The organism is Methylobacterium sp. Leaf399 (assembly GCF_001424525.1).
GTDB lineage: Bacteria > Pseudomonadota > Alphaproteobacteria > Rhizobiales > Beijerinckiaceae > Methylobacterium.
The window spans coordinates 890,496-916,008 of sequence record NZ_LMQK01000001.1 but is presented as its reverse complement, the minus strand read 5'-3'; the positions used below and the strand labels follow the sequence as shown (position 1 = coordinate 916,008).

The 25,513-nt window shown below is 73.1% G+C and carries 32 protein-coding genes and 1 pseudogene; 21 read left to right on the top strand and 12 right to left on the bottom strand.

Features of this window, described 5'->3' with window-relative positions; all coding sequences use genetic code 11:
* Window positions 1-2 precede the first annotated feature (2 nt).
* Entirely contained in the window at window positions 3-1,163 is a 1,161-nt protein-coding gene (locus ASG40_RS04215) for a phage portal protein (RefSeq protein ID WP_055880863.1), read from the top strand.
* On the opposite strand, the gene ASG40_RS22015 is transcribed toward ASG40_RS04215, so the two are convergent.
* Both ASG40_RS22015 and ASG40_RS04205 read right to left on the bottom strand, forming a co-directional pair.
* On the bottom strand, window positions 1,145-1,351 hold the full coding sequence (locus ASG40_RS22015) for a type II toxin-antitoxin system VapC family toxin (protein ID WP_244480517.1): 207 nt from the start codon (window positions 1,349-1,351) through the stop codon (window positions 1,145-1,147). The two genes, ASG40_RS04215 and ASG40_RS22015, sit on opposite strands and share 19 nt — an antisense overlap.
* A gap of 200 nt (window positions 1,352-1,551) precedes the next feature.
* The gene (locus ASG40_RS04205) at window positions 1,552-1,731 is read right to left on the bottom strand and encodes a type II toxin-antitoxin system VapB family antitoxin (protein WP_055880858.1); all 180 of its coding nucleotides are present in this window, start codon (window positions 1,729-1,731) and stop codon (window positions 1,552-1,554) included.
* 83 nt (window positions 1,732-1,814) lie between these two features.
* On the opposite strand from ASG40_RS04205, the gene ASG40_RS04200 reads away from it, so the two are divergent.
* From ASG40_RS04200 to ASG40_RS04185, 4 genes are all read left to right on the top strand, one after another.
* A complete protein-coding gene (locus ASG40_RS04200) occupies window positions 1,815-2,333 on the top strand; it encodes an HK97 family phage prohead protease (RefSeq protein ID WP_055880854.1) in 519 nt (172 codons plus the stop codon).
* On the top strand, window positions 2,330-3,595 hold the full coding sequence (locus tag ASG40_RS04195) for a phage major capsid protein (RefSeq protein ID WP_055880851.1): 1,266 nt from the start codon (window positions 2,330-2,332) through the stop codon (window positions 3,593-3,595). Before ASG40_RS04200 ends, ASG40_RS04195 begins: the two co-directional genes overlap by 4 nt.
* Before the next feature lie 510 nt (window positions 3,596-4,105).
* The gene (locus tag ASG40_RS04190) at window positions 4,106-4,879 is read left to right on the top strand and encodes a hypothetical protein (protein ID WP_156387534.1); all 774 of its coding nucleotides are present in this window, start codon (window positions 4,106-4,108) and stop codon (window positions 4,877-4,879) included.
* Between the two features lie 2 nt (window positions 4,880-4,881).
* Window positions 4,882-5,127 (top strand): hypothetical protein, encoded by a 246-nt coding sequence (locus ASG40_RS04185; RefSeq protein ID WP_055880845.1) that lies wholly within the window; start codon window positions 4,882-4,884, stop codon window positions 5,125-5,127.
* 65 nt (window positions 5,128-5,192) lie between these two features.
* Here the strand turns inward: ASG40_RS04185 and ASG40_RS04180 are convergent, their stop codons facing one another.
* Together ASG40_RS04180 and ASG40_RS04175 are read right to left on the bottom strand one after the other, a co-directional pair.
* Window positions 5,193-5,489 (bottom strand): hypothetical protein, encoded by a 297-nt coding sequence (locus tag ASG40_RS04180; RefSeq protein WP_055880842.1) that lies wholly within the window; start codon window positions 5,487-5,489, stop codon window positions 5,193-5,195.
* Between the two features lie 2 nt (window positions 5,490-5,491).
* Window positions 5,492-6,256, bottom strand: coding sequence for a Crp/Fnr family transcriptional regulator (locus ASG40_RS04175; protein WP_055880838.1), 765 nt, complete (start codon window positions 6,254-6,256; stop codon window positions 5,492-5,494).
* A 233-nt stretch (window positions 6,257-6,489) separates the two neighbouring features.
* Here ASG40_RS04175 and ASG40_RS04170 point away from each other — a divergent pair, with 233 nt between their 5' ends.
* On the top strand, window positions 6,490-7,176 hold the full coding sequence (locus ASG40_RS04170; protein WP_244480516.1) for a Crp/Fnr family transcriptional regulator: 687 nt from the start codon (window positions 6,490-6,492) through the stop codon (window positions 7,174-7,176).
* Between the two features lie 9 nt (window positions 7,177-7,185).
* Here the strand turns inward: ASG40_RS04170 and ASG40_RS04165 are convergent, their stop codons facing one another.
* From ASG40_RS04165 to ASG40_RS04155, 3 genes are all read right to left on the bottom strand, one after another.
* A complete protein-coding gene (locus ASG40_RS04165) occupies window positions 7,186-8,154 on the bottom strand; it encodes a PAS domain-containing protein (protein WP_055880831.1) in 969 nt (322 codons plus the stop codon).
* Between the two features lie 402 nt (window positions 8,155-8,556).
* A complete protein-coding gene (locus tag ASG40_RS04160; RefSeq protein ID WP_055880827.1) occupies window positions 8,557-9,420 on the bottom strand; it encodes a S1 family peptidase in 864 nt (287 codons plus the stop codon).
* Window positions 9,421-9,548: 128 nt separating this feature from the next.
* Window positions 9,549-10,301, bottom strand: coding sequence for a S1 family peptidase (locus tag ASG40_RS04155; RefSeq protein ID WP_055880824.1), 753 nt, complete (start codon window positions 10,299-10,301; stop codon window positions 9,549-9,551).
* A 30-nt stretch (window positions 10,302-10,331) separates the two neighbouring features.
* Here ASG40_RS04155 and ASG40_RS04150 point away from each other — a divergent pair, with 30 nt between their 5' ends.
* The 8 genes from ASG40_RS04150 (at window position 10,332) to ASG40_RS04115 (ending at window position 14,138) form a co-directional block, all read left to right on the top strand.
* Window positions 10,332-10,901, top strand: a complete 570-nt coding sequence (locus ASG40_RS04150) for a head-tail connector protein (protein ID WP_055880821.1) — start codon at window positions 10,332-10,334, stop codon at window positions 10,899-10,901.
* A 26-nt stretch (window positions 10,902-10,927) separates the two neighbouring features.
* The gene (locus ASG40_RS04145; RefSeq protein ID WP_055880818.1) at window positions 10,928-11,278 is read left to right on the top strand and encodes a head-tail adaptor protein; all 351 of its coding nucleotides are present in this window, start codon (window positions 10,928-10,930) and stop codon (window positions 11,276-11,278) included.
* Window positions 11,275-11,793, top strand: a complete 519-nt coding sequence (locus ASG40_RS04140; RefSeq protein WP_443136579.1) for a DUF3168 domain-containing protein — start codon at window positions 11,275-11,277, stop codon at window positions 11,791-11,793. The genes ASG40_RS04145 and ASG40_RS04140 overlap by 4 nt, the downstream gene beginning before the upstream one ends.
* A 24-nt stretch (window positions 11,794-11,817) precedes the next feature.
* A complete protein-coding gene (locus tag ASG40_RS04135) occupies window positions 11,818-12,225 on the top strand; it encodes a phage major tail protein, TP901-1 family (protein ID WP_055880815.1) in 408 nt (135 codons plus the stop codon).
* On the top strand, window positions 12,225-12,551 hold the full coding sequence (locus ASG40_RS04130; RefSeq protein WP_055880812.1) for a gene transfer agent family protein: 327 nt from the start codon (window positions 12,225-12,227) through the stop codon (window positions 12,549-12,551). Before ASG40_RS04135 ends, ASG40_RS04130 begins: the two co-directional genes overlap by 1 nt.
* Entirely contained in the window at window positions 12,548-12,769 is a 222-nt protein-coding gene (locus tag ASG40_RS04125; RefSeq protein WP_055881324.1) for a phage tail assembly chaperone, read from the top strand. The genes ASG40_RS04130 and ASG40_RS04125 overlap by 4 nt, the downstream gene beginning before the upstream one ends.
* A 14-nt stretch (window positions 12,770-12,783) precedes the next feature.
* Complete coding sequence (locus tag ASG40_RS04120; RefSeq protein ID WP_055880809.1) at window positions 12,784-13,359, top strand: phage tail tape measure protein; 576 nt, start codon at window positions 12,784-12,786, stop codon at window positions 13,357-13,359.
* A gap of 137 nt (window positions 13,360-13,496) precedes the next feature.
* Window positions 13,497-14,138, top strand: a complete 642-nt coding sequence (locus tag ASG40_RS04115; protein ID WP_055880806.1) for a DUF2460 domain-containing protein — start codon at window positions 13,497-13,499, stop codon at window positions 14,136-14,138.
* Here ASG40_RS04115 and ASG40_RS04110 read toward each other — a convergent pair.
* Together ASG40_RS04110 and ASG40_RS04105 are read right to left on the bottom strand one after the other, a co-directional pair.
* Window positions 14,119-15,078 carry a pyridoxamine 5'-phosphate oxidase family protein gene (locus ASG40_RS04110; protein WP_244480515.1) on the bottom strand — a complete coding sequence of 320 codons (960 nt, stop codon included), beginning with the start codon at window positions 15,076-15,078 and terminating at the stop codon, window positions 14,119-14,121. The two genes, ASG40_RS04115 and ASG40_RS04110, sit on opposite strands and share 20 nt — an antisense overlap.
* Before the next feature lie 27 nt (window positions 15,079-15,105).
* Window positions 15,106-15,720, bottom strand: a complete 615-nt coding sequence (locus tag ASG40_RS04105) for a glutathione S-transferase family protein (protein WP_055880802.1) — start codon at window positions 15,718-15,720, stop codon at window positions 15,106-15,108.
* Between the two features lie 139 nt (window positions 15,721-15,859).
* Here ASG40_RS04105 and ASG40_RS04100 point away from each other — a divergent pair, with 139 nt between their 5' ends.
* Genes ASG40_RS04100 through ASG40_RS04090 form a run of 3 tightly spaced genes read left to right on the top strand, consistent with a single transcriptional unit; the run spans window position 15,860 to window position 18,116 of the window.
* Window positions 15,860-16,768, top strand: a complete 909-nt coding sequence (locus tag ASG40_RS04100; protein ID WP_055880798.1) for a LysR family transcriptional regulator — start codon at window positions 15,860-15,862, stop codon at window positions 16,766-16,768.
* 11 nt (window positions 16,769-16,779) lie between these two features.
* Window positions 16,780-17,661, top strand: a complete 882-nt coding sequence (locus ASG40_RS04095; protein WP_055880794.1) for a DUF2163 domain-containing protein — start codon at window positions 16,780-16,782, stop codon at window positions 17,659-17,661.
* Window positions 17,658-18,116 carry an NlpC/P60 family protein gene (locus ASG40_RS04090; RefSeq protein ID WP_055880790.1) on the top strand — a complete coding sequence of 153 codons (459 nt, stop codon included), beginning with the start codon at window positions 17,658-17,660 and terminating at the stop codon, window positions 18,114-18,116. The genes ASG40_RS04095 and ASG40_RS04090 overlap by 4 nt, the downstream gene beginning before the upstream one ends.
* A 19-nt stretch (window positions 18,117-18,135) precedes the next feature.
* On the opposite strand, the gene ASG40_RS04085 is transcribed toward ASG40_RS04090, so the two are convergent.
* Window positions 18,136-18,417, bottom strand: coding sequence for a helix-turn-helix domain-containing protein (locus ASG40_RS04085; RefSeq protein ID WP_055880788.1), 282 nt, complete (start codon window positions 18,415-18,417; stop codon window positions 18,136-18,138).
* Entirely contained in the window at window positions 18,414-18,755 is a 342-nt protein-coding gene (locus tag ASG40_RS04080) for a type II toxin-antitoxin system RelE/ParE family toxin (protein WP_055880785.1), read from the bottom strand. Before ASG40_RS04080 ends, ASG40_RS04085 begins: the two co-directional genes overlap by 4 nt.
* A 74-nt stretch (window positions 18,756-18,829) precedes the next feature.
* On the opposite strand from ASG40_RS04080, the gene ASG40_RS04075 reads away from it, so the two are divergent.
* The 3 genes and pseudogenes from ASG40_RS04075 to ASG40_RS22485 all read left to right on the top strand — a co-directional run bounded on the left by ASG40_RS04075 (window position 18,830) and on the right by ASG40_RS22485 (window position 24,532).
* The gene (locus tag ASG40_RS04075; protein WP_055881318.1) at window positions 18,830-22,738 is read left to right on the top strand and encodes a baseplate multidomain protein megatron; all 3,909 of its coding nucleotides are present in this window, start codon (window positions 18,830-18,832) and stop codon (window positions 22,736-22,738) included.
* Between the two features lie 38 nt (window positions 22,739-22,776).
* Window positions 22,777-23,094, top strand: a pseudogene (locus ASG40_RS22490) (DUF2793 domain-containing protein); the annotation flags it as partial.
* Window positions 23,095-23,944: 850 nt separating this feature from the next.
* Window positions 23,945-24,532 (top strand): tail fiber domain-containing protein, encoded by a 588-nt coding sequence (locus tag ASG40_RS22485; protein ID WP_443136581.1) that lies wholly within the window; start codon window positions 23,945-23,947, stop codon window positions 24,530-24,532.
* A gap of 36 nt (window positions 24,533-24,568) precedes the next feature.
* Here ASG40_RS22485 and ASG40_RS20205 read toward each other — a convergent pair whose 3' ends face one another.
* The gene (locus tag ASG40_RS20205) at window positions 24,569-24,760 is read right to left on the bottom strand and encodes a hypothetical protein (protein ID WP_056280981.1); all 192 of its coding nucleotides are present in this window, start codon (window positions 24,758-24,760) and stop codon (window positions 24,569-24,571) included.
* 81 nt (window positions 24,761-24,841) lie between these two features.
* On the opposite strand from ASG40_RS20205, the gene ASG40_RS04065 reads away from it, so the two are divergent.
* Window positions 24,842-25,498: a lysozyme gene (locus tag ASG40_RS04065; protein WP_055880779.1), complete on the top strand. Its 657-nt coding sequence runs from the start codon at window positions 24,842-24,844 to the stop codon at window positions 25,496-25,498.
* The last annotated feature ends 15 nt before the right edge of the window (window positions 25,499-25,513 follow it).

The following is a 25,513-nucleotide window of genomic DNA, read 5'->3' as shown; positions in this document are numbered from 1 at the left end:
CCATGCCCAATCTTCTCACCCGTCTCACCCGGGCGATCGCCCGCGCGCCGGCCACCAAGGCAGCCCCCCTCTCGGCCACCCGCGTCGCCTTCTACGGCGAGGGCCGGGCCGCCTGGACGCCGCGCGACGGCGGGGCGCTGGCCCGCGAGGGGTTCCAGCGCAACGCCGTGGTCCACCGGGCGGTGCGCCTCGTGGCGGAGGCCGCCGCCGCGGTGCCGCTGAGTCTCACGGACGCGGCCGCAGGGCATCCGCTGACGGCGCTCCTCGACCGTCCCAACCCGCGCGAGGGCGGGGCGCGGCTGCGCGAAACGCTCTACGGGCACCTGATGGTGTCGGGGAACGCCTATCTCGAATGCGTCGCCCTCGACGGCGTCCCGCGCGAGCTCCACGCCTTGCGCCCCGACCGGATGCGGGTGGTGCCCGGCCCGGACGGATGGCCGGCGGCCTACGACTACACGGTCGGCGGGCGCGTCCTGCGCTACCACCGCGGCGACGAGGGGATGAGCCCGATCCTCCACCTCACCCTGTTCCACCCCACCGACGACCACTACGGCCTCTCGCCGATGGAGGCGGCGGCGGTGGCGCTCGACATCCACAACGCGGCCGGCGCCTGGAACAAGGCGCTCCTCGACAACGCCGCCCGGCCGTCCGGCGCGCTGGTGTTCGCCGCCGCCGCCGGCAATGGCTTGAGCGACACGCAGTTCACCCGGCTCAAGGGCGAGCTGGAGACCAACTACCAGGGCGCCGGCAACGCCGGGCGGCCGCTGCTCCTGGAGGGCGGGCTCGACTGGAAGCCGCTGTCGCTCTCGCCCAAGGACATGGATTTCGTGGAGGCCAAGAACGGGGCCGCCCGCGAGATCGCCCTGGCCTTCGGCGTGCCGCCGCTCCTCCTGGGCCTGCCCGGCGACAACACCCACGCCAACTATGCCGAGGCCAATCGCGCCTTCTACCGCCAGACCGTGATCCCGCTGGTGCGCCGCACCGCCGAGAGCCTCGCGCAATGGCTCGAACCCGCCTTCGGCCCCGCCCGCCTGGAACCCGACCTCGACGCCATCGAGGCCCTGGCGCCGGAACGGGAATCCCTCTGGCGCCGGGTGCAGGGGGCGGACTTCCTGTCCGAGGACGAGAAGCGCGAGGCGGTGGGCTATGGGGCGCGGGGGTGAGGGAGGTCGGTCTTCGAAAAGTCGTCGCCCTCGAACGGCAGCGCGGCCCGATGCGCCTTGGCGCAGGCATGGGCGTGGCAGTCGCCCCTATCGAGCGCGGCCGGATGCCGGCCCTTTCCGAAGCGGGCATAGGCCTCGATGGCGAGTTCGGACTCGGCTTCGCCGATCGGGATCGGACGTAGCCCCAAGGCCTCCCGCTAGAGGCGCACGCGCTCACGGGCTGTCTCGACGGTGAGGGAAGAGCTGCGGACGAGACCGGCAACGGTTTCCCACACCGACACAGCAGAACACAGGCAATCGGCGTCGGCATCGACGATGTCGCTGAAGACATCGGCCTCTGCTTAGCCGGCGATGATGGCGATCAACGCCGACGCATCGACCAAAAGTGTCATTCGCCGCTCAACCCATCGAAGAACGCCTTGTCCGCCAGCTGTCCGGTGGGCGCCGGCAGCGGGTGGAGCGCACGACGTTCGGCCAGCCGCACCGCCTCGGACTTCGTCGTGCCGGTGGCCTTGGCGAGCTGCGCCACGAGATCCGCCGTCGCGTCGTCCTCGATGGTGAGCGGCATCCGCCCCTCCTCGCATATCCTCGATGCACCACACGGATCTTCGCGGTCCTCACCCCTGTCATCCCTCACCGATCGGATCATCCATGGATGGCCATGTCACCGGCTACGCCAGCCTGTTCGGCGTGCCCGACCTCGGGCGCGACGTGGTCGCGCCGGGCGCCTTCGCCGCCAGCCTCGCCCAGCGCGGGCCGGCGGGGGTGCGCATGCTCTGGCAGCACGATCCCGCCGAGCCGATCGGGCGCTGGCTGGCGCTCTCCGAGGACGCCCGCGGCCTCAGGGTCGAGGGCCGGCTCAACCTCGCCGTCCAGCGGGCCCGCGAGGTCGACGCGCTGATGCGCGAGGGCGGCCTCGACGGGCTCTCGATCGGGTTTCGCACCCTGCGCGCGGCGCCCGAGCGCAACGGCCTGCGCCGCCTCCAGGCGATCGACCTGTGGGAGATCTCCCTGGTGACCTTCCCGCTCCAGCCGGGCGCGCGCATCGGCGCACCGGCCCGTGCGGCAGCCGACATGCCTGCGCAGCTGCGGGCGCTCGCCCGCCGCATCGCCCCCCTTTCCACCCGGCCCCGCGCCGCCCCTTCCGCCCCCACCCGAGGTACACGATGAGCGTCCACGCCCCCTTCGAGACCGCATCCTCCCCCCTCCTCGAGAACAAGGCGGCGCCGGCCGACGCCGGCACGGCCCTGGCCGAGCTCGCCCAGGCCTTCTCGGCCTTCAAGGAGACCAACGACGCCCGCCTGGCGCAGCTCGACGCGCGCCTGGGCACCGACGTGGTGACCGAGGAAAAGCTCGCCCGCATCGACGCGGCCCTCGACGGCGCCCGCCAGCGCCTCGACCGCCTCGCCCTCGACGGACGCCGGCCGCCCATGGCCACCGGGCCGGTCCCGCGCGACGCCGCCGCCACGGAGCACAAGGCCGCCTTCGACCTCTACGTCAGGGCCGGCGAGAGCGGCGGCCTCAAGCGCCTGGAGGAGAAGGCGCTCTCGGCCGGCTCCGGGCCGGACGGCGGCTACCTCGTGCCCGCCACGGTGGAGCGCGAGGTGCTGGTGCGCCTCGCCCGCCTCTCGCCGATCCGGGCGCTGGCCAGCGTGCGGACCATCTCGGGCGGCCAGTACAAGCGCGCGGTCTCGGTGAGCGAGGCCGTCTCCGGCTGGGTCGCCGAGACCGCGCCGCGGCCGCAGACGGCGAGCCCGACCCTGTCCGAGCTGAGCTTTCCGGCGATGGAGCTCTATGCCATGCCGGCCGCGACCCAGACGCTGCTCGACGACGCCGTCGTCGACATCGACGCCTGGCTCGCCGACGAGGTCGAGACCGCCTTCGCCGAGCAGGAGGGCACCGCCTTCGTCACCGGCAACGGCATCAGCCGCCCGCGCGGCCTGCTCGCCTACGACACGGTCGCCAACGCGTCGCTGGTGCCGGGCAAGCTCGGGACGATTGCCACCGGGGCGGCCGGTGCCTTCCCGGCGGCCAACGCGGCCGACGTGCTGTTCGACCTCGTCTATGCCCTGCGCGCCGGCTACCGCCAGAACGCCGCCTTCGTGATGAACCGCAAGGTCCAGAGCACGATCCGCAAGATGAAGGATGCCGACGGCAACTACCTCTGGCAGCCGCCCACCGCCGCCGACCGCGGCGCCACCCTGCTCGGCTTCCCGGTGGCCGAGGCCGAGGCGATGCCGGATGCGAGCGCGGGCAGCCTCTCGATCGCCTTCGGCGACTTCAAGCGCGGCTACCTGGTGGTGGACCGCACCGGCCTGCGGGTGCTGCGCGACCCTTATTCGGCCAAGCCCTACGTGCTGTTCTACACCACCAAGCGCGTCGGCGGCGGCGTGCAGGACTTCGATGCGATCAAGCTGCTGTCGTTCGCTTGAACACCCCGGCCTCCGCCGACGCCGGGCGGAGGCCGGCCGTCCGGACGATGCGCCCTCGCGATCCCCACCCGCGATCCCCACCGTTCTGTAACCGGTGGCTGCATTTTTCCCGTCGTACCGCTTCCTTAACCGCTTGGTCATGTCCATAACGCTACCTCAGGTTAATCGAGGAGCATCGCAATGAACCTTGACGGAGCGGAGAACGCCAAAGCCGAGGTGTTCAAGCGCGCCTTCCGCTACGCGGAGGTGGCGACGGCGGCGACCGACGGCGGTGGGCCGATCTTCGCGCCGGCCCCCGACACGGCCGCCCATGCCGACATCGCGCGGGCGAGGCGGGCCGGGGAGATCGATCCCAAGGAAAAGATCGCGGTCGGCATCCTGCGACGGGATCGGGGGGACGACCGCGGGCAGGGACTCAAGCTGGGGCTGTTCGTCCAGCACAAGAAGCTGCTCCACCATCCCGTCGTCGAGGCGGCGTTGCGTGTCGCGCCCACGGAAGCGGAGGTCATCGTGACCGGCCGGATCCGCAGCCAGGGCAGGCGGAAGGTCAGGACCTGCCGCCCCCTGCGCATGGGCGAGTCGGTCGGCCACCATCGCATCACCGCTGGCACGATCGGCTGCTTCGGCGTCGATGCGGACGGCCGCGTTGGGTTGATCTCGAACAACCACGTCCTGGCCATGAACAACAAAGCCCGAGTGGGCGACATCATCCTCCAGCCGGGCAGGGCCGACGGCGGGGACGCGCGGCAGGCCGCGCACGTGGTCGCCAAGCTCGGCACCTATGTGCCGCTCGATTTCGACCCGACGTCCTTCAACCTCGTCGACTGCGCCTTCGCACCGCTCGAAGACGGGCATGCCCGTCCCGAGCCCTTCCTGGTCGGCGACGGAGAGATCGGTTCGGACGGCTGGAGCATCGGCGATATCGAAGACGTGCTCATCGACGGCGACCCGGTGAAGAAGGTCGGCCGCACCACCCGCTTCAGCACGGGCGTCGTGGACGCGATCGCGATCGACAACGTCCGGGTCCAGATGGTCAGCGGCGCCGCACCCCGCTTTGCGATATTCAATCGCCAGATCGCGATCAGCGGCACGGAGAAGACCTTCTCCAAGGGCGGCGACAGCGGTTCGCTGATCTGCACGATGGACGGCCGGCCGATCGCCCTGTTGTTCGCCGGAACCGAGACCGGTGGCCGCAACGACCGCGGCATCACTTTTGCAAATCCGATCCGGGCCGTTCTTGATGCACTCGCCGTCGATCTCTACAGTCCCGCGACAGGAGTCTGACCATGGGTGAGCAGCGGGAGAAGTTGCTGGCGTCGCGGTCGGCGGCCCTGGCTGCGAAGGAGGCGTTCACCTCTCAATACGCGGCGGGACGGCCGGACCGGGCCGTCGGGCTCGGCGTCAACCGGAGCGGCGACGACTGGGCCGTGAAGGTGTTCGCGCAGACGCCCTCGGCGGCCGAGGAATTGCCCGATCATTTCGGCGCGTTCGACGTCGAGGTGGAGATCACCGGGCAAGTCAAGATCCGCTAGATCCAAGCTCCGCCAGATCCAAGCTCCGCTAGATCCAAGCTCCGCTAGATCCAAGATCTGCTAGATCATGGGGGCGGGCGCCACGACGTCCCGGCTTGGCTGCGCTTGAGGTTGGTCCGGAACCAGCGTGTCGCGTCGTCGAGGGTGTCGAACGGCTGGACGCGTACGCCCTTCAGGTGGCCGAAGGCGGCTTCGACGAACCAGGCGCCGCTATGCTCGTGACCCGGGGTCACGAGGCGCACGAGAACCCCGACCAGCATTCCGTTGGCCATCACCAGCATGCCGTCGCGGTCGAGGCTCGCGGTGTCGACGGCGACCGGCTGCAGCACCACCAACGTCTCGACGTTGTGCTGCGCGTCCACGGTCAAGCTCCTTCGGTTCGACCGAGCCAGGTCGCGCGCCGACGTTCGACCCAGCGCGTGTTCTTGAGGTGGAGGTAGTTGGCGTTGAAGCCGCAGTAGGCCTTCAGCCGGTCGACGTCGAGAATCGTCAGGACCCGATGCTTGAGCGTGACGAGGCCGAGCTCGCGCAGTTCGCGCAGGGTGCGGTTCACGTGAACGTTCGAGAGCCCCATCGTGTCGGCGATGTCGGTCTGGGTGAAGGGAAACTGATAGCTGTTGTCGCGCACGCGACCGACGGCGTCGAGGCGCATCAGGATCTCGCACATGATGTGGGCGATGCGTTGATTTGCCTCGCGCGCTCCCAGATTCACCAGCCACTCGCGCAGGATGGCTTCATCGACCAGCGCACACCACCAGAAGGCGCGGGTGACGCGGGGATGACTGGCGGTGATCTCGTCGATGGCCGCGCGCGGGATGTCCACGATCTGGCACGCCGAGATCGTGCCGATGCTGTGGTCCATCTGGTCGAGGATGAAGACGTTGAGGTCGCAGAAATCGCCCGGCAGGAAGTAGGCCATGATCTGCCGCTGGCCGTCGGCCAGGACCTTGTAGCGACAGGCGAAACCGTCGAGGACGAGGTGGACGTTCTCGGGTACCTCGCCCTCCCGGATGAGGTCGACGCGAGCGCCGACCTGCCGCACCTTCGGCACCAGCGCATCGAGGGCGCTGCGGTCGTCGTCCGACAGTGACTCGAAACTTTCGAGCTTCTTGATCAAGGCATGGTGCATCTATCACGCCATGTGTGTGGCCTTCGCGGCCTCAGCACTATGTTGAAAATACAACCTCCGTGCCATCATATGATAATGATTGCGTCGATCCCGACATGCACGTAAGTCATAAGCATCGTTTGCCGTAGTCACTGGGCGCAGACGACTGAGGGTTTTTGCTCCCGCCCCCGATGCGGACGGGACCATTGCCACACCCACTTCAGACTGCTTGCGCGAACCGGCTTCTCAGCTTCATGCCGCCGGACGACTTCTCGACGATACAGCCGTATCTCGAGACGTCACCGCTCCGGACCGGTGACGTCCTGATCCGGGCCGACACCCCGATCCCGACGGCCCACTTCATCGAAGACGGGATCGTCTCCTGCATCGCCGTGGCGGCGGACGGCCAGCAGATCGAACTCGGCCTCGTCGGCCGCGAAGGCATGGTCGGCGTGCCGATCCTGCTCGATGCCGAGCGCACGCCCAACGAGGCGCGGGTCCAGGTCGCGGGGACGGCCTGGTCGATCCCGGCCGCGGCCCTGCGCGACGCGTTGCGGCGGCGGCCCAGCCTGCACGATTTCCTGCTGCGCTACGCCCAGGCCGTGGCGGTGGAGGTGGCCGCGACCGCGCTCGCCAACGGCCTCTACAAGATCGAGCGGCGGCTCGCCCGGTGGCTGCTGATGTGCCACGACCGGATCGACGGCGATGTCCTGCCCACGACGCACCGGTTCCTGTCCTTGATGCTCGGGGTCAACCGCACCGGCCTGACCACGGTGGTGGCCGGCCTCGAACGGGCCGGCATCATCGAGACCAGCCGCGGCTCCATCACCATCCGCGACCGCGACGCGCTGCTGGCCCTGGCGGGCGCCGCCTATGGGGCGCCGGAGGCGGAATACCTCCGGCTCATCGGCGCAGGCGCCGAGCCCATCCGGCCCGAGTGAACGGCAGCGTCAGCGCGCCAGGCAGTCCAGCGGGATCGCGATGCGCACGCTCAGTCCTTCGGGCTCCCACTCCTGGGCGATCGTTCCGCCGAGCTGTCCGGTGACGCTGCGCTGAACCAGGGCGGAGCCGAACCCCGGCGCGGCCGGTGCGCCCGCCACCGCGGGGCCGCCCCGCTCGATCCAGGCGAGTTGCATCGCGGCCCCGTCGCGCCGGCAGGTGACGCGGACGTGCCCGGCCTCCCCGGCCAGGGCGCCGTGCCTGACGGCGTTGGTGGCGAGTTCGTGGACGACGAGGGTCAGGCTCGTGGCGGCGGTGTATCCCACCGGCCCGTCACCGACGGAGTCGACGACGATCCGGGCCCCGCCGTCCGGATCGCCGTAGGGCGCGAGCAGGGCGCCCAGGAGAGCCCCCAGCGTCCGGCCCGGCCCGTCCTCGGGCAGGGCGTGGGCGCGGTCGAGGGCGGTGAACCGGTCCCGCAGGGCCTTGGCGAAGGGCTGCACCGCCGGCAGGCTGCGGGCCGACGAACCGATGAGCCCGTTGACGAGGGCGAAGACATTTTTCAGGCGGTGGTTCAGTTCGCGCCGGCGCAGGTCCTGGTCGGCGCCGATCCGGCGCAGGGCCGTCGCGTCCCGCGAGACGGCGAGGAACCCGCGCAGGGCTCCGCGCTCGTCGGTCATCCGCGTCAGGACCACGTCCCAGTCGCGGCTGTCGCCCTGGGCGGTGGGGCGCTTCAGGAAGAACCGCGACGCGATGCCGGACCGGGCGACCGACAGGCTGGCGAGGATCGCCATCCGGGCCTCCGCGGGCCAGAGGTCGCTCCAGCGACCGGCTTCGCCCGGCACCATGCCGGCACCGTAGAGAGTCTCGGCGGCGGCGGGATTGGCAAAGCGCAGGTGCCCCTCGCCGTCCAGGACCTCGATGCAGTCGGGCGTGGCCTCGACGATGCCGGCCCCGAGCCGCGCGCCGGACCAGAGCATGCGGGACAGGGTGGCCGACGCCTCGTTCGGGCTCGGGGCGGAGGGGGCTCGCTGAGCCTCGCCAGACGGTCCCCGTCGGCTCCACCACGGCTGGCCTTCCTGCACGGAACGGTCACCGTCTCCGCCCTGTGTCATCGCGCTTCCTTGCTGGGCCCCGCAAGGCTTCGGGAAAGGTGTCGACCGCCCGAACCGTAACCGTATCGTGTTGTCAGGCCACCAACATATGTTGGAAATCGTACAGACGCCCTATCGGGAAGATGTCGCGAAGTGCCGATATCTCGCACGCCCTCGAAGACAGGACCCTCGCAGTAACGCCGTTCCGAGGCGGCGAGCGATGGTGCACGGGAGCTGTCGTCGCCGCCCCGTCGCGGAGGGATGAGCGGCGCTGGACTGGGCGATGCGCTACCGGCGCGCGGGCCGGGCCATCCAGTCGGAGCGGTTGCCGCGGCCGGCGGGCAGGGCCTCGCCGGGCTGGATGCGGGCGAGTTCGGCCGAGCGCGAGGCGATCCAGCCGGCGTGCTCGCCGGTGGGCGTCACCGCGGTGAAACCGCCGCAGGCGGTGCGGGCGCGGGCGTTCTGGCGCATGGCGCCGCTCGACCAGCTCACCACGCCGACGATCTGGTAGCCGCCGCGGCCACCGCGCAGGATCGGGCCGCCGGAATCGCCCAGGCAGGCGCCCGAGCCGGTGGTCTCGGCAAAGCGGCGGCGGTCGGTGACCATGGTGACCCTGTTGGCCACCTCGAGCGAGCCGATGGAGACGAGCTGCGCCGAGCGCAGGGTGCCGGCGGTGTTGCGACGGTTCTCGGCCACGACGCCGAAGCCGGCGATGTCCACCGCCTCGCCGGTGGTGATGGCGCCGCCGCGCGGGTCGAGGGGCTGGAACTCGGGGCCCAGGGGCCGCTCCAGCTTGATCAGCGCCAGGTCGATGCCGGGCTGGTCCTCCGGCGTGGTGCCGGGCACGAAGTCGGGGTGCATCGAGGCGGCGACGGCCAGGACGCGCTGCTGGCGGAACCGCCGGTCGACGGCCACCACGCTGTAGCCGGCCCGGTGCATCACGCAATGGGCGGCGGTGAGGACGAGGTCCGGACCGATCAGGGTGCCCGAGCAGATCTCGCCCCGGGTGCTCTCGATGCGCACCACCGAGGCGCGCAGGCCGTCGGGATCGCGCGAGACCGCGCCGTTGATGACCGCCATCGCCGGGCCGGCGCTCGTCAGCGCGACCAGGGCAGCGCCGAGACGGGCCACGCGCAGGGCATTTACGAGCATCGATCTCTCCGGAGTCCGGGGACGCGTGTCCCAGGGCGGGTCAAGCCTAGCCGAAGGAAGGGTCGTGGCCAAGGCGTGGTTCCATCGCGAGGGCGGCGGCGGTGCGACCCCTCCGGCGGCATGGGTCGTCAGGGCGCCGTCCAGGTCGCCGTCGTGCCCCAGCCGGCGAGCGTCCGGTCGATCCAGTCGCGCTGCGGCCCCAGCAGCACGCCCTGGGAGACGCCGCCGCAACCGCCGCCGATCCAGGCCGAGACCGCGAGCACGGCGGCGGTGCCCTCGGGCCCGATCGGCCCGCCGGAATCGCCCTGGCAGCCGCCCGCACCCGCGCTCCTCAGCCAGACCAGGATGCGGCTCTGGCCGTAGGGCTCCACCACCGGCAGCGCGACGCTGCGGAAGGTGCCGGTGGAGCGCGCGTCACCCGCCTTGCCGGCACCGTAGCCCGAGAGGGCGAGGCGCTCGCCGGCCCTCGGCATCGCCGCGCTCAAGGGGGCGACGGAGAAGCGGGGCGGCAGCGCGGACGCCGTGCGCACCAGGGCGAGGTCGATGGAGCGGCGGCGTCCGGCGATCGCCCCGGCATCGTAGCCCGGATGCACCACCCGGCTCGCGAGATCGAGGAGGACGGGCGCCCCGGCGGCGTCGCGAAAATGCACCCGGTGCTCGGCGCGTCCCGACACGCAATGGGCGGCGGTGAGGACGGCGTCGCGGGCCACCACGACGCCGGTGCAGACCCCGCCGTTCGACGACAGGACCATCACGCTCGACCCGGCCGCCTCCGGCGCCTCGCGGCCGCCGACCACGGCGGGCGCAGGGCCGGCCAGAACGACCCACGCGACCGCCGCCGCGACCGTCCGCCAACCCGCCCGCGTGCCTTTTCCCCGCATGCCTTCTCCCCGCGCGCCCCGGAGACGCCGATGACCCCGATACGCCTGGACGAGGACATCGTCGAGCCGGTCAGCCTCGCCGAGATGCGCCTCCACCTGCGCCTCGACCCCGACGACGGCGGGGCCGAGGACGGCCTCGTCGCCGCACTGATCGCGGCGGCCCGCGCGAGCGTGGAGGCCGAGACCCGCCGCGTCCTCGCCCCCGGCCGCTACCGGGTGATGCTCACCGCCTGGCCGCCCGACGGCCGGGTGCCGCTGCCGCTGAGCCCACTCGTCGCCCTGGCGCGGGCGGGCACCGTCGACGGCGACGGGACGGTCACCCCCCTCGCGCCCGGCCTCGTGCGCCTCGGCGACGACCCCGTCGAGGCGCCCGGCCTCGTGGTCTCGGCCGCGGTGCCGGAGCTGTCCCGGCGGGTCGCGCTGATCGAGGTCGAGGCCGGCCACGGCGGCGCCGGCCCGCCGGTGCCCGCTCCGCTGACCCAGGCGATCCGCCTGCTCGTGGCCCACGGCTTCGAGCGGCGCGGCGACGAGGCCGGCCAGGAGCCCCGGCCGCCGGCGGTCGCCGCCCTGATCGCCCCCTGGCGGCGGCTGCGCCTGTGACGCCCTCCCTTCCCGGAGCCTTCGCGATGAATTCTTCCCCCATCGGCGCGCGCCGGCGCCGGTTCGTGCTCGAGAGCCCGATCGAGGAGCCCGACGGCTTCGGCGGCAGCTTGCGCCGCTACGTCGCCGGGCCGCTCCTGTGGGGGGCGATCACGCCGCTCGGCGCCACGGAGCGGGCCGGGGGCGGACGCGCCGACCGGCGCGCCACCCACCGCATCCGCCTCGCCTACCGCGACGGGGTCGCGCCGCCGATGCGGCTCAGCGCCGGCCCGCGCCGCTTCGCGATCCGCCTCGCCGGCGATCCCGACGGACGCCGCCGCGACCTCCTCTGCGAGGTCGAGGAGCTCGTCGAGGCAACCTCGGAGCCCCGGCCATGAGCGCCGCGACCACGAGCGCCCCGACCATGACCGCCCCGACCATGACCGCCGTGTCCACCGGCCCGCTCCTCGCCTTGCGGGGAGCGATCCTGGCGCGTCTGGCCGCCGACGCCACCCTCGCCGGGCTGACGGGCGGGCGCTTTCGCCTCCACGACGAGCCGCCGCGCGGGGCGAGCCCGGTCTACGCCCTGTTCGGCGACACCACGGTCCGGGCCGATCCCGTCGACGGCGCCAGCCGCCACCTCCACGAGCTGGCGCTGGTCGTGGTCGGGAAACCGGGCTCGACCCGCAGCGCCGTCGAGGCCGCCGCCCGCATCGGCGACCTGCTCGCCGACGCCCCCCTGTCGCTGACCGGCCACGCCCTGGTGCTCCTGCGCGTCCAGTCCCTCTCCACCGTCCGCGATCCGCGCAGCGGCGAGGCCAGCGCCACCCTGACGCTGGCCGCCGTCACCGAAGCCCTTCTCCCCGAAGCTCTTTCTTCCGAAGCCCTTTCCCCAGAAGCCGTTCCGACCTGATCCCCCACCAATCCGGAGCCCGCCATGACCGCCCAGAAAGGCAAGGACCTCCTCCTGCGCATCGCGGAGGGCGCCGGTTTCACCGCCGTCGCCGGCCTGCGCGCCCGCCAGATCGCCTTCAACGCCGAGACCGTGGACATCACCTGCGCCGAATCCACCGGGCGCTGGCGCGAGCTGCTGGCCGGAGCCGGCGTGCGCCGCGCCGCGATCTCGGGCTCGGGCGTGTTTCGCGACGGGGCCTCGGACGCGCGGCTGCGCCAGGTGTTCTTCGAGGGCACCATCGAGGCCTGGCAGATCGTGGTGCCGGACTTCGGCACCGTCACCGGCCCGTTCCAGATCACCGCCCTCGAATACCGCGGCGACCATGCCGGCGAGGTGACCTTCGACATCGCCCTCGATTCGGGCGGTGCCCTCGCCTTCGTGGCCGCGTGATGGCCAACCGCCGCCGCGGCGAGGTGCCCCTCGTCATCGCCGACACGCGCTACACCCTGTGCCTCACCCTCGGGGCCCTGGCCGACCTCGAGGACGCTCTCCAGGCCGGCGACCTCGCCGGCCTGGCCGACCGCTTCGCGGGCGGGCGCCTGGCCAGCCGCGACCTCATCGCGCTCCTGGGCGCGGCTCTGCGCGGGGGCGGCCACCCCCTCGACGACGCGGCGGTGGCCGCCCTGCCCCTGGCCGGCGGCCTCGAACCCATCGTCACGGCGCTGGGCGACGTGCTCGCGGCCGCCTTCGGGGCCGAACCGCCGGACCCTCCCTGACCACGGGCGGGCAGGGGCCGGAGGGTACGCCACCCTCCGCCTTCCCGTGGGACGACGTGCTGGCCCTGGCCCTCCACGACCTGCGCTGGCGCCCCGCCGACGTCTGGGCCGCGACCCCGCGCGAACTCGCCGCCGCCGCCGGGTTTTCCCGCCGCGCGAGCCCCATGAGCCGGGCCGACCTCGACAGGCTCATCGCCGCCCATCCCGACCCGAGCTGATCCGGAAAGCCGCCATGCCCGAGACCGACACCGACCGCAGCCTGGCCGGCCGCGCCAGGCAGCTGGAAACCCTCGACAAACTCTCCCAAAAATTCGGCCAGAGCCTCGCCAGGGCCCTGTCGGTCAACGTCAGCGGCGGGCGCCAGCTCGACGGGGTGCTCGCCACCATCGGCGCCAGGCTCGCGGGCCTCGCCGGCCGGGCGATCGCGGCACCGGTGAAGGCGGGCGTGACCGGCCTCGTGAAGAGCCTCATCAACGCCGGGGCCACCCAGGAGACCACGGCGCTCGCCCGAGGCGGGGTGATCGCGCAGGGGCGGGTGCGGCCCTTCGCGAGCGGCGGGATCGTGGCCGCGCCCACCTACTTCCCGATGCAGGGCGGCACCGGCCTGATGGGCGAGGCCGGGCCGGAGGCGATCCTGCCCCTGCGCCGGGGCGGCGACGGCCGCCTCGGGGTCGCGGCGGCACCGGGCGGGGGGCCGAGCGTCACCGTCAACATCACGACGCCGGACGTGGCCGGCTTCCGCCGCTCGGAGGCGCAGGTCGCCGCCACCCTGGCGCGGGCGGTGGCGCGGGGCCGGCGCGGGCTCTGATACGGTTTGCCGCTTGAATCGAGCGGGAACCGTATCACCAAGCCCGCGCGGCGCCTGAGCGAAGCCCATGTCCGCATCACGAAGTGATCAGCCGGAAATGGGATGAGGCGAGCCTCGTCCATCACGGAGACCGACCGATGCCGAGCGACTTCCACGAGGTCCGTTTTCCCCTTGACGTGGCCCTGCGCGGCAGCGGCGGCCCGCGCCGGCTCACCGAGATCGTCACCCTGGCCTCGGGCGCCGAGCACCGCAACGGCCGCTGGGCCGATTCGCGCCGGCGCTACGACGCGGGCTTAGGCATCCGCAGCCTCGATGCGCTGCATGCGGTGCTGGGCTTCTTCGAGGAGCGGCGCGGGCGCCTCTACGGCTTCCGCTACCGCGACCGGGTCGACCACCTCTCCGGACCACCCTCGAAGGCGGTCTCGGCCACCGACCAGCCGCTGGGCACCGGCGACGGGACGACGCGGGTGTTCCAGCTCGCCAAGACCTACGGCACCGGCCCGCTGCCCTACCGCCGTGTCATCGCCAAGCCGGTGGCCGAGAGCGTGCGCGTCGCGGTGGCGGGGGTGACGGTGCCCGCCGCGAAGGTCACTTGCGACGCCGCCACCGGCCGGCTCACCTTCGCCGCCGACGCGGTGCCGGCGGCGGGCGCGGCGGTGACGGCGGGATTCGCCTTCGACGTGCCCGTCCGCTTCGACACCGACGACCTCACGGTCGACCTCTCGGCCTTCACGGCCGGCGAGATCCCGCGGGTGCCGCTCATCGAGATCGTGCCGTAGAGGAGACGGCCGGCTCGTCGAACCGCAGCGGCCATGCGCCCGCGCGTCGGATCACCGTGCGGGGCTCGAAGCGCCAAAGCCGCTCGGCGCCCGGGAAATCCGCGATCTCCTCGGCGTCGAGGGCCACCGTCGCGCGCCCCGTCATCTGCAAGAGGTCGCCGCCGGCAAAATCGATGACGACGAGCCCGGCGCGCGGATTGGCGAGCATGTTTCCCAGCGTGTTGAAGAACCGGTTGCCGGAATAGTCGGGGACCGTGAGCGCGCCATCGGCACCGACCCGGACGAAGCCGGCGGGCCCGCCGCGATGCGAGACGTCGACCTGCCGTGTCCCGTCCCCGCCCTCGGCGTAGCTGGCGACGAAGACGGTCTCGGCCTGCACGACGAGCGCGCGGGCGCGCTCGTCAAGGCGATCAGACACCTCGGGAACGGCCGGCGCCGACACCGCGATCGGGTGCGGGTTGGCGCGCACGCGGATGTATTGCGGGCAATTGCCGAAGCTCTGCTGCACCCGGATGGCGAAGCCGTCCGGTCCGGTCCGCTCCAGGAGGCCGTTCAGGCGGTTGCGCCGCCGCGTGGCGAGATCGATCCCGAGGAGACCGATCGCGGCGCCGTCCGACAGCCCCGCCTCGGCGGGGTCGCCGGGCTCGGCAACCGCCCGCACCCGCAGATGGGCCGGATCGGTCGCCTCGAGGAAGCCCGGTCGCCCGGTCCGAAGGGTCGCCCAGACATCGCCGGCCGGATCGACCGCCCCCAGCACCACGAACGGCAAGTGGGCGTAGAATGCGCGATGCTGGTCGATCAGGTGGTCGCGGATCACGCGGGGGCCGATCTCGGCCATCCGTTCGGCGACGCCGAGGTTCGCCTGGAGGGCGACTTCGCCCGGATGCCAGGGCAAGGCGGGCGGATGTTCTGAGAGAGGCATGTATTCTGAGAAGGACATGGGGAACTCCCGGACGAGGCCTGAGCGTCAGGCGGCACGCAGGCCGGCGCGCGTTCGCGCAAACGGCACGAAGCCGGGCAGGGCCTCGATGCGGGCGAGCCAGGTGCGGACCGCGCCATAGGGTGCGAGGTCGACGTTCCCCTCGGGCGCGGCGGCGATGTAGCTGTAGAGGGCGACGTCCGCGATGGTGGGACGGTCGGCGGCGATCCAGGACCGGCCGGCGAGTTCGGCCTCGATGCGGCCCAGGATCAGGTGAGCCCGGGCGATGACCTCCGCCGCATCGAAGGATGCGCCGAACACCGTGACGAGGCGGGCGGCCGCTGGCCCGAAGGCGATGGGGCCGGCCGCGACGGAGAGCCAGCGCTGCACCTGCGCCGCGCCGGACGCATCCTCCGGCAGCCAGTCGGTACGGCCGAGGCGCTTGGCCAGGTAGACCAGGATGGCGTTGGAATCGGGAACCACGTTCGCCCCGTCCACCAGGACCGGGACCTGGCCGAACGCATTGAGCTTGAGGAAGTCCGGCGCCTTGTGCTCGCCCTTCGCCAGATCGACCTCGACGATCTCGCAGGGCGCGCCGACCAGGGACAGGAACAGGCGGGCCCGGTGGGCATGCCCGGACAGGGCGACATGGAACAGCTTCATCGGACGTCTCCTCGGTAACCGGCCAAGAGCGCCGGCCGCATCCGTATCGAACCCCTTTCCCGGGCAGGCGAGAACCGGCTTTCCTCGCAATCGACTATTGCGCAAATTGGAACAATCGAGACGGTGGGGAGGTGCCGGCATGGACCGGTGGCAGGCGATGCGGGTGTTCGTCCGCGTGGCGGAATGCGGCGGCTTTTCGGGCGCCGCGCGTCAGCTCCACATGAGCCCGCCCGCCGTGACCCGGGCGGTGGCCGCCCTCGAGGACCGGATCGGGACGCGTCTTCTGGCGCGGACCACCCGCTCGGTGAAACTCACCGAGGCGGGCGGGCGCTACCTGGAGGATTGCCGGCGCATCCTGGCGGACATCGAGGAGGCGGAGGCCGCCGCATCCGGGTCCTACGCCACACCCTCGGGCACCCTGACCGTCACCGCTCCGGTGCAGTTCGGCCGCCTCTACGTGCTGCCCGTCATCACCGACTACCTCGCGCGCCATCCCGCCGTCAGCGCCCGCGCCCTGTTCCTCGACCGCGTCATCACCATGCTCGACGAGGGCGCGGATGTGGGGGTCCGCATCGGTCACCTCGCCGATTCCGGTCTGGCGGCGATCCGGGTCGGCAGCGTGCGCCGGATCCTGTGCGCGTCGCCGGACTACCTCGACCGGCACGGGACCCCCGAGACCGCCCGCGACCTGCAGCACCACGCCCTGATCGGCTCGGCGAGTTCCGGCCTGGGAGAGGACGGGCGCTTCGGTCTCGGCCGGGGCGTTCCGGCCACGGCGCGCCCGCGGCTGGTCTGCAACACCATCGATTCGGCCCTCGCGGCCGCGCTCGCCGGCCACGGCATCGCGCAGCTCCTGTCCTATCAGGTCGCGCCCGCGATCGCGGACGGCCGCCTGCGCCTCGTCCTCGACGACCCCGAGGCTGGACCGATGCCGGTCCACGTCGTGAGTGTCGAGGGGCGGCGCGCGCCCGCGAAGGTGCGCGCCTTCATCGATCTGGCCGTGACGCGACTTCAGGCCGATCCGAGGGTCAATCCGAATCGTTCCTGAGGGTCACGACCATGCGCGTGCTTCCCCCCGCCCTCGCTGCGCATCTCGCCGGCGGGGCCACCACCCTGTGCCGGTGCTGGTCGCTCACCCGCCGCGACGGCGCGACCCTCGGTTTCACCGACCACGACCGCGACCTCGTGCTCGGTGGATTGGTCCATGCCGCCCATTCCGGGCTCGAGGCGGCCGAGGCCAGCGCCGAGCTCGGTTTCGCGGTGGGCGGCGGCGAGGTCGCCGGGGCCTTGCGCTCCTCGGGCATCGCCGAGGCCGACATCGCCGCCGGGCTCTACGACGGGGCCGGGGTCGAGACTTGGCTGGTGGACTGGAGCGATCCGCAGACGCGCCTCCTCCTCGACGTCGGCACGGTCGGCGAAATCCGCCGCAGCGGGGCCGCCTTCGTGGCCGAGCTGCGCGGCCTGATGCACGCGCTGGACGTCGAGCGCGGCCGGACCTACCGGGCCACCTGCGGCGCCGACCTCGGCGATCGCCGCTGCCGGATCGACCTCGCCGATCCGCGCTGGCGCACCACCGGAACCGTGACCGGGCCGGCCACCGCGGGGGGCCTCGGCGTCGCCCTCGCCACCCCTGCCGACGACGGCCGCTTCGACGGCGGCCGCCTCGCCTGGCGTTCGGGGTCCAATGCCGGCGCCTCGGCGGACGTGCGCGGCCTCCTCAGCGACCGGATCTGGCTGTGGGAGGTTCCGGCCAGGGCGGTCGCCACGGGCGACGCCTTCGTCCTCACCGCCGGCTGCGACAAGCGCCTGTCGACCTGCCGCGACCGCTTCGCCAACGTCCCGAACTTCCAGGGCTTTCCACACATGTCGGGCAACGACTTCGTGCTGCGCCACGCGCCGGGCTCGGGCCCCGGCCTCGACGGCGGCAGCCTGTTCCGATGATCGCCCTGCCACAGGCCGGCCTGCCGGACCGCGTCGTCGCGCGGGCCCGGGCCTGGATCGGCACGCCCTATCGGCATCAGGCCTCCCTGATCGGGGTCGGCTGCGACTGCCTCGGGCTGGTGCGCGGGGTCTGGCGCGAGGTCCACGGCCCCGAGCCCGAGGTCGCCCCGCCCTACGGCGCGAGCTGGGCCGAGTCGGCGCCCCGCGGCAGCGATCCCCTCGCGGAGGCGGCCGGGCGCCACCTCGTGCCCCTGCCGCGACCGGATGCGGGGACCGAGCCGGAAGCCGGCGCGGTGCTGCTGTTTGCCTTCCGCGCCCACCTGCCCGCCCGGCACTGCGCCATCGCCACCGGTGCGGGCACGATGATCCACGCCCACGACGGCGCCGCGGTGACGGAGGTCGCCCTCACCCGCTGGTGGCGCCGGCACCTGACGCATGGGTTCCGGTTTCCCTGAAACCCCACCAACGACGGTCTTACGCCGCCTTGCAGACCGTCATCTCCACCTGCAATCCGGCGGCGCTCAGCATGGTCACGAGGGTGTCGATCGCGAACAGATCGATCTTGCCGCGCAGGAGATCCGACACCCGCGGCTGCGTCACGCCCAGAATTCTGGCCGCCTGCACCTGACTCCATCCTTCGCCGGCTATGTGATCCTTGAGCGCCGTCATCAGCGCCGCGCGTAGCTTCATGTTTTCGGCCTGCGCCGGGGTGTCCTCGATCGCGTCCCAGACGCTCGCATAGCGGTTGGCGGTCATGGGGTGGCTCCTTTGATGGCCTCGCCGTATCGGCGTGTCGCGAGCGCCAGATCCTCGCGACTGGTCTTCTGTGTCGTCTTTCGAAAACAGTGCAGGACGAAGATCGCATCGGCAAACTTCGCAACGTAGACGACGCGAAACGCGCCGCTCGCCTCGCGAATCCGTAGCTCTCGGGCACCAGGGCCGATCGACGTCATAGGCTTCCAGTCGTCCGGGTCACGGCCCGACTGCACCCGGTCGATTTGATAACCGGCCTCACGGCGAGCGGTCAGCGGAAACGCGCGCAGGTCGTCGAGCGCAGTACCCACGAAGACGACGCTTTTCGATCGGTCGGTCACCCGCCATCCATACAAAATTTTGTATGGATGGCCAAGGCGTCGGCTCGCATCTGCCCCATCCCCCGGAGCCCGCCATGGCCACGCTGATCCTGCAGACGGCCGGCGCGGCGGCGGGCACCGCGCTCGGCGGGCCGATCGGCGCCATCGTCGGCGGTGCCGTCGGGTCGGCGGCCGGGTCGGCCCTCGAGGGGGCGCTGTTCGGCGCGCGGGCGGGTCCGCGCTTCGTCGAGGGGCCGCGCCTGTCGGAGGTGGCCGGGCTCGGCTCCACCGAGGGCGCGCCGATCCCGCGGGTCTATGGCCGCGCCAGGATCGGCGGCACCCTGATCTGGGCGACGCGCCCGGTCGAGGTCCCCAACACCACGGTGGCGCGCGCCTCGGCCGGCGCCAAGGGCGGTGGCGGCGGGCAGAAGACCGTGTCCACCACCTATGCCTATTACGCCAACCTCGCCGTCGGCCTGTGCGAGGGCGAGATCGCGGGCCTGCGCCGGGTCTGGGCCGACGGCAGCGAGATCGACCTCGCCACGCTGACCCACCGCCTGCACACGGGCGGACCGGACCAGGCGCCCGACCCGCTGATCGCGGCCAAGGAGGGGGGAGACGCGCCAGCCTATCGCGGCCTCGCCTACGTCGTGTTCGAGCGCCTGGATCTGGCCCCCTTCGGCAACCGGGTGCCGCAGTTCGCCTTCGAGGTGGTCCGCCCCGTCGATGGCCTGGCCGGCATGATCCGCGCGGTCTGCCTCATCCCCGGCTCCACCGAGTTCGGCCTCGATCCCGCCCTCGTCACCGAGGACGCGGGCTACGGCGCAAGCCGCCCGGCCAACCGCTTCCAGTTCCAGGGCGCCACCGACGTCGTCGCCTCCCTCGACGCCCTCCAGGCCCTGTGCCCGCGCCTGGAGCGGGTCTCGGTGGTGGCGAGCTGGTTCGGCGACGACCTGCGCGCCGGCCATTGCACGGTGCGCCCCAAGGTCGACAACCCGGGCAAGGCCACTCTCGGCGACGTCTGGCGGGTCGCGGGCCTGACCCGCGGCGCGGTCGGGACGGTCTCGACCGCACCCACCGGCGGCCCGGCCTACGGCGGCACCCCCTCGGACGCGGGGCTGACCCGCCTCGTGGCCGAACTCGGACGGCGCGGGCTCGACGTGGTGCTCTACCCCTTCGTGATGATGGACGTGCCCGCCGGCAACGCCCTGCCGGACCCGCGCGACCCCGCCGCACCCGGCCAGCCGCCCTACCCCTGGCGGGGGCGCATCACCTGCGCGCCCGCGCCCGATCTGCCCGGAAGCCCCGACGGCACGGCGACGGCCGGCACCGAGGTCGCGGCCTTCTTCGAGCGGGCGGACGGCTACCGCCGGTTCCTCCTGCATTACGCGGATCTGGCCGCCACCTGGCTGCGCGACGGCATCGCCCTGCACGGCTTTGTCGTCGGCAGCGAGTTCGTCGGCCTCACCCGCGTGCGGGCGCAGGCCGGGCGCTACCCGGCGGTGGAGGGGTTCCGGGCACTGGCGGGCGCGGTCCGCACCCGCCTCGGCGCGGGCGTCAAGCTCGTCTACGCCGCCGACTGGACCGAGTACGGCGCCCACGTCCGGGAGGGGGGCGCGACCGTGCGCTTTCCCCTCGACGCGCTGTTCGCCGACCCGGCCATCGACGCCGTCGGGATCGACTACTATCCGCCCCTGTCCGACTGGCGCGACGGCGACGGCCATGCCGATCTGGCGCAGGCGGGCACGATCCACGATCCGGCCTACCTCAAGCGCGGGCTCGGTTCGGGCGAGGCGTTCGACTGGTTCTATGCCGGGCCGGCCGCCAGGGACGCGCAGGTGCGCACGCCGATCACCGACGGCGCATATGGAAAACCCTGGATCTACCGCGCCAAGGACCTCGTCGCGTGGTGGTCGAACGATCACATCGAGCGCGACGGCGGCCTCGAGACCCGGGCCACCGCCTGGGTGGCGCGCTCCAAACCGATCTGGCTCACCGAGATCGGGGTGCCGGCGGTGGACAAGGGCAGCAACGGCCCCAACGTCTTCCCCGACCCGAAATCCTCCGAGAACGCCGCCCCGCCGTTCTCGTCGGGCGCGCGCGACGACCTCGTCCAGGCCCGCGGCCTCACCGCGATCCTGAGCCGGTTCGACCCCGCCCTGCCGGGCTTCGACCCCGCCGACAACCCGGTCTCGCCCCTCTACGGCGGGCGGATGGTGGACCCGGCCGGGGTGTTCGTGTGGTGCTGGGACGCGCGGCCCTACCCGGCCTTCCCGGATTTCGACGCGGTGTGGGCGGATGCGGTCAACTGGCGGGTCGGCCACTGGATCACCGGGCGGATCGAGGGGCTGGAACTCGACCGGCTGATCGGCGCCGTCCTCGACGACCTCGGCGTGGCGGTGCCGCGCCGGATCGCGGCCGACGCCTTCCTCGACGGCTACGTCCTCGACCGGCCGCTGTCGGCCCGCGCCGCGCTCGAACCCCTGGCCCAGGTCTACGGCCTCGACGTCTCGGCGGTGGCCGGCATCCTGACGATCCGCGGGCCGCGTCGGGAGAGCCCGCTGGCGCTGTCGGAGGCGGACCTCGTCCGCGACGAGCCGGAGGCGGCACCCCTGTCCCTGGTGCGGGCCGAGGAGAGCGAGTTGCCGCGCTCGGTCGAGGTGAGTTTCTGCGACGCCGAGAGCGCCGAGTACCGCACCGCCACCGCCGCGGCGGTCCGGCCCGCCGGCGGCCGGCGGCGCGAGACGCGGGTGGAAGCCCCCGTCGTCACCCGGCGGGAGGCGGTCGAGCGGCTCGCCGAGGCGGCCCTCGACACCGCCATCGCAGGCCGCGAGACCGCCCGCTTCGGTGTGAGCCCGCGCCTGGTGACGTTGGAGCCCGGCGACCTCCTCGCCCTGCCCGGAGCGGCGGCGCGCCACCGCATCGTACGGATCACCGACGATCCGGGCGGGCGGCGCATCGAGACCCGCGCCGTGCCGGCGGGTGGCCTCGCCGCCCCGCTGCGTGACCGCGCCGAGGTCAGGCCGCACCGGCCGCCCCCGCTCCTGGCCGGACGGCCCTATGCGGCGATCCTCGACCTGCCCGTCGACCGGGGCGGCCCGACGCCGCTGCAGGACCTTGCGGTGGCCGCCGACCCGTGGCCCGGCGCGGTCGCGGTCTGGCGCGCCTCGGGCGAAGGCGCCCCTCTCGTGCTGCACGGCCAGGTCGACTACCCGGCCTGCCTCGGCGAAACCCTGGGCGTGCTGCCGCCCGGACCGCTCTGGCGCTTCGACCGGCACGCCGTCCTCGAGGTGACCCTGCGCCACGCCGGCGCACTCTCGGCGATCGCCGAGGAGGCGGCCATGGCGGGCGGCAACCTGTTCGCCCTGCGCGGTCCCGACGGGGCCATCGAGATCCTGGCGGCGGCCGGGGTCGCGCTCGTGGGGCAGGGCCGCTACCGCCTGACCCGGCTCCTGCGCGGGCTCGCCGGGAGCGAGGCGCAGGCGGCCCGCCCGCTGGCCGCCGGGAGCCTGATCGTGCGCCTCGACGACGGCGCGGTGGTGCCCCTGGTCGAGCGCCTCGACGAGGCCGGCCGCCCGTTCCGCTACCGGATCGGCCCGGCCGCGCGCGATCCGGCCGATCCGTCGTTCGTGGAGGCGACCGCGACGGCGGGGCTGGGCGCCCTGCGGCCGCTGGCCCCCGTCCACCTGCGGGCCCGGCGGACGCCGCAGGGGGTGCGGCTGACCTGGCTGCGCCGGGCCCGGCGCGACGCGGACGCCTGGGAGCCGGCCGAGATCCCCTTCGACGAGCCGGGCGAGAGCTACGTCGTCGACCTCCACGGGCCGGAGGGCACCCTCCTGCGTAGCCTCGGCGCGACGACGGCGAGCCTCCTCTACGACGCCGCCGCCGAGGCCGCGGACTTCGGGGGCCCCCAGACGCGCCTCGACGTGGCCGTGGCGCAGGTCGGCACCGTCGCCGGGCGGGGGCCCGCGACCCGGACGCTGGTGCCGGTCAGGGCCGGCTGACGAAGCCCACCCTTCGCAATCCTGTCAGGAGACCACCGATGTCGCAGGCCACGGCCAACCTCGCGCTGCCGCTGATCGCGGCGGCGCAGGCCTCCAAGCACGTCACCCACAACGAGGCGCTCACCGCCCTCGACAGCCTCGTGCAGCTCGCCTGCCTCGACAAGGACCTGGCCGCGCCGCCCGCCGGCCCGCGCGAGGGCGACCGCTACCTCGTCGTCACGCCGAGCCCGGCGGGACCTTGGGCGGGGCTGTCGGGCCAGGTCGTGCGCTACCAGGACGGCTCCTGGATCGGGTTCGCGCCCAAGGCCGGCTGGTTCTGCTGGGTCGTCGACGAGGGCGACCTCTACACCTTCGACGGCACCGCCTGGATCGGGTTTCGCGCGACCCTGACCGCGTTCCAGAACCTGGCCCGCCTCGGGGTCGGCACCACGGCGGACGCGGGCAACCCGTTCGCGGCCAAGCTCAACGCCGCGCTGTGGACGGCGCTCGGCACCGGCGAGGGCGGGACGGGGGACCTGCGCTACACCCTCAACAAGGAGGCCGCCGCCCGGACGCTGTCGCTCCTGATGCAGACCGGCTTCTCCGGCCGGGCCGAGATCGGGCTGACGGGCGACGACGACCTCCACGTGAAGGTCTCGGCCAACGGCTCCGCGTTCCTGGAGGCCCTGAGGGTCAACCGGTCGAACGGCACCCTGGCGCATGTGGCGGGCACCGCCGCCGCCCCGGCGCTGACCCCGGCCGGGGACGCCAACACCGGCGTCTTTTCCCCCGGCGCGGATGCCTGGGCGGTGGCGACGGGCGGCATCGAGCGCCTGCGGGTGGGCAGCAACGGGCGCCTCGGGCTCGGGACGGCGACGCCGCGCTCGACCCTGGACACCGGGCTCGGCACCCTCACGGGTGCGGCCAACGACTACGGCCAGGCACAGACCACGTTGTCCGGCGGCGGAAGCGTCTCGTGGGGCGGGGCGGGCGGGCGCCTGCGCTGGACGGGGCGGTTCCTGGCCATGCCCATGAGCAGGCCCACCGCCCAGAACGGCTACATCGCCATCACGCAGCCCACCACCGACATCCCGGCGGCGCAGTGCTGGGACAACCTCGCGCGGACGGCCGACCCGACGGGGATCGTCCTCACCCCGTGGGACGCGCTCTATGCGGTGCATCCGCCCGGGGGCACCGCCTCGAGCGTGACGCTCTGGGTCGTCAACTATGCGTCGGCCTTCGTCGCGCCGAGCAACTGGCTGCTCGTGGCGGCGCACAACGGCGACGACAACACGATCAAGCTCGGCACCGGCGCCATCCTCAGGGCCGGCGGCACCGCCACGGCGGGCACGGATGCGCACTACGCCCCGCGGCTGCCGAGCCCCGACAACACGCTCAACCTCGGCGGACCCGCCAACCGCTACGCTCTATGCGGCCACCGGCGCCATCAACACCTCCGACGCCCGCGAGAAATCACCCCTGGCGCCGCTGTCCGCGGCGGAGATCGCGGCCTCGGTGGCGCTGGGCAGGCGGATCGGCACCTTCCGCTTCCTCGAGGCGGTCCGCCGCAAGGGAGCGGCCGCGCGGCTCCACGTCGGGCTGACCGTCCAGGAGGCGATCGGCGTCCTCGAGGCCCACGGGCTCGACCCCTTCGCGTTCGGCTTCATCTGCCACGACGTGCTCGACCCCGACCCGGAGGCATCGGCCGGGACAGGGGCGGGGGCCGGCGACCGCTACGGCTTTCGCAGCGACGAGCTGCTGCTGTTCCTGGCCCGGGGCTTCGAGGCGCGGCTCACGGCCCTCGAGGCGGCGTGAGCGACCGCACCGGGGCGGGCCCAGGATCCGGGACCGCTAGAACCCCATCCGCTCCACCAGCCACCAGGTCGAGCCGGCGATGACCGCGCACCACACCAGGGTCAGGCCCGCCCCCAGGCAGAGGCCGAGCGCGATGAGGCGGTCCTTCCACGCCTCGTCGTCCCGTTCCCGGCCATCGCCCGCCGGCTCGTCCCGTTTCCGGCCAAGCCTCATCCCGAATCGCGCCATCGGCCCCTCTCATTCCGTCCGTTCCGGCGGACCGCGCAAGCCGCGCACCGCCGCCCCCGATCCCTCGACAGGAGACGATCCATGGACCTCAGCGCCATCGGCCGCGCCGCGCTCATCGCCCGGGAGGGGCGCCGGCTCTCCGCCTACCGCGATTCCGTCGGGATCTGGACGATCGGGGTCGGGCACACCAGCGCGGCCGGGCCGCCCCTGGTGACGCCAGGCCTCAGGCTGAGTGCGGCCGAATGCGACGCGCTCTTTGCCCGCGACGTCGCCCGCTACGCCGACACCGTGCGCGGCGCGGTGCCAGCGGACCTGCCCGCGGACTTGCCCGAGCACGCCTTCGACGCCCTCGTCTCCCTCTGCTTCAACATCGGGCAGCCGGCCTTCCTGCGCTCCACCGTGGTCCGGCGCCTCAGGGCCGGCGACCGCGAGGGAGCGGCCGAGGCCATCCTGATGTGGAACCGGCCGGCCTCCATCGTCACCCGCCGCCAGGCCGAGCACGACCAGTTCCGCACGCCCTACGCGCTCGCCCTGCCGTCGGCCCGCCGGGGCGAGGCGGCCGTCGCGGCCCCGCCCGCCGCCGTGCCGCCCGCGCGCCGGCCGATCCCCCGCGCCCCGCACCTCGTCCCCGCACGCCCGCAGACACGGCCGGCGGCGCCTCTCGAGGAACCCACACGTCCCGAGGAATCCAAGGGCCTGTGGGGCCGCCTCCTCGCCCGCCTGCGCCCCGGCGCCTGACCCCGCTTCCCTCAC